The organism is Clostridium sp. CAG:43, from assembly GCF_000434655.1.
Taxonomy (GTDB): Bacteria; Bacillota; Clostridia; order Lachnospirales; family Lachnospiraceae; genus Otoolea; species Otoolea fessa.
This window is the reverse complement of record NZ_FR895084.1, coordinates 13,405-15,845: the sequence shown is the minus strand read 5'-3', so window position 1 is coordinate 15,845 and position 2,441 is coordinate 13,405. Positions and strand designations below refer to the sequence as shown.

The 2,441-nt window shown below is 51.4% G+C and carries 2 protein-coding genes; both read right to left on the bottom strand.

Annotated features, from left to right (window positions below):
- Nucleotides 1–106: 106 nt before the first annotated feature.
- The gene (locus QVO97_RS06875; protein ID WP_022359627.1) at nt 107–1,918 is read right to left on the bottom strand and encodes a putative polysaccharide biosynthesis protein; all 1,812 of its coding nucleotides are present in this window, start codon (nt 1,916–1,918) and stop codon (nt 107–109) included.
- A partial coding sequence (locus QVO97_RS06870; RefSeq protein ID WP_288189245.1) for a DUF3048 C-terminal domain-containing protein occupies nt 1,899–2,441 on the bottom strand: 543 nt, incomplete at its 5' end. The genes QVO97_RS06870 and QVO97_RS06875, both read right to left, overlap by 20 nt.

The following is a 2,441-nucleotide window of genomic DNA, read 5'->3' as shown; positions in this document are numbered from 1 at the left end:
CCGCAAACAGTATTCCCTGATATTTTCTCATAATAAGGATACCTCCTGTTGTGTATCCTTATTATTCACTTTTTTCTAAATTTTAATCATAGCTAAATTTCTAACCCTACATCAGATGCAGCTTCCGGCAGATGCGTGTGAGTTTCCGTCCCATCGGCATCGAATACATCTCATCTTCCTCGATACAGTGCAGCTTGATAAGAAGCACGCCATATACCGCGACCGCCACAAGCACCGCCAGCAGCGTTCCCAGCACATTGCTGTGGATCACCAGCGTAACCCCACGGTATACGCCATATGCCGCCGCGCCCATAAATGCTGCGCTGATCGCCGGCAGCAGGAAGGTCTTGACCATCTCCTGGCGGTAACCGAGTGTGTTGCGGATCGCGATCGCATTTAAAATGCACATAAAGAGCGCAAATAAAATACTTGCAAATACCATACTGTAGATACCCATATTGAAGATCATCAGCATAATATACAGCGCAATCACGTGTAATGCCAACGAAATCAGGGCGTTCCGCACCGGAACATTCATCCGGTTAAGTCCCTGTAAGATTGCATTGGTAACCGTCGAAAGCGACAGGAAGATAACGGCTGAAGCGCCAATCATCATCATACGGATCGCTTCCGCATTGTTGCCGCCCCGGAATAACAGGTTATTGACCGGCGCTGAAAGTACCGTCAGCCCCACCGCCGACGGAATCGCAATCAGCATAGCAAACCGGATCGCAAGGGCTGTCTTCTCAATCGCCGCCTTTCGGTCCTTACGCGCTATTGCACCGGACAGCGAAGGAATCAGCGACGAGGACAGTGAGTTCGCCATCGCAAGCGGGACGTGTACCAGCAGCATATATTTGTTGTTGTAGATACCCCAGAGGGCTAAAAACTCTTTGCCGCGTCCCAGCGACTCCATGCCGTGCGCCATGATACCGTTGTCAATAACCGAGTTAATATTGTAAACACCCGAGCTTACGATAACCGGAATAACGGTAAAGAAGAAGATTCTCGAAATCTGACGGTAGGAATCCACGCTACCGCTCCGATCCTTGGCAATCCGCCGTTTTGCCGTCGGACGGTAGAGTAAAAACAATACCAGCACAAATAACAGGGCTGCAAACGCGCCGCTTCCTGTGCCGATCGTACCGCCTGCCGCGCCAAATGCCTGTGCATATCCATCTTTTCCATATACTTTCGCTGTATCCAGTCCCACCTTGAAAAGGACGCTGGCAGCCACCACACTGATAATCGCGTTGACCACCTGCTCCAGGATCTGGGAGATCGCCGTCGGAATCATCGTTCCATGTCCCTGGAAATAACCGCGCAGCACGCCTAGATACGCCATGATCCAGATCGTTGGCGCAAGTGTGCGGAGTGCATACACGCAGAACGGCGTGTTAAACAAGGTCGTTGCAAAAAAGCCTGCAAAATTCCAGGTAATAAAGCATGCCAGACCACCTACGACCGTCGCATAGACAAGCGCCGCCCGCAGAACACGGTTCATATTGCGGTACTGCCCTTTCGCAAGGCGGGCCGCTACCATCTTCGACACCGCCAGAGGCAGACTGTACGATGAAAGGATCAGCATGATATTATATACGTTGAATGCCGTCGAATAATATCCCATGCCCTCATCGCCGATGATATTCGTCATCGGGACGCGGTACAGAATACCGATCAGACGCACAATGATACCGGCAGCTGCCAGGATCGTGCCCTGAATGACAAAATTTTCTTTCCTCACCGGAACCGCTTCCGGCTTCCGGCTGCTTCCTGACCGGTTACGGCTTCTGCCCGCACTTTCCCGGCTGCCTCCGGCTGCTTCTTCTCTACGTCCTGCCGTACGCTGCCGGCTGATTATCTCTCTTTCTGTCTCTTCCCGCATTCCGGGTTTTCTTCTACTCCGTCTGTTCTCCATAGAATTCCGCCTTATCCATACGGTCATTCGGAAGGATGCAGACCCAGGTCTTGCCCGGATTCAGCTTGATTTCCTGACCGTCCATATCGTAATACTTTGTGACGCCGTAAGCGCCGTCTTTTTCCCAACGAATCAGAATGCCGTGTCCATTTGTAAAATAATACCCCGTCGCCGGTGTATGGACATCAATATCCAGATATTCCGTCGGTTTATAATATTTCCACAAACAGTATTGGAAAATAATATTTTTAACCGCTATCTGTCCTTCATCTCCCATATGCGGACCGCCATACTGATACCGGTAGTACAGCCCGTCCTCCGGGTGATACTCAAACCAGGGATTGCTTAACTGATAACCTGGCACTACTTTGGCCGCTGCGATACCATCCTCAAAGCACACCGGCGCACTCTCCGGCGCAAAAGTATAATGCCCCTCATAGCTCTCCGGGTACGCATCCGCATAACCGCTCGCCTCGATCGCCTGGCGCAGCTTTGGTCCCGATGCATAGGCATTGTGCGGGGT

What these genes read in the sequence shown, in the direction of transcription:
- QVO97_RS06875 (WP_022359627.1), bottom strand. Translation starts at nt 1,918, where the DNA reads ATGGAGAACAGACGGAGTAGAAGAAAACCCGGAATGCGGGAAGAGACA.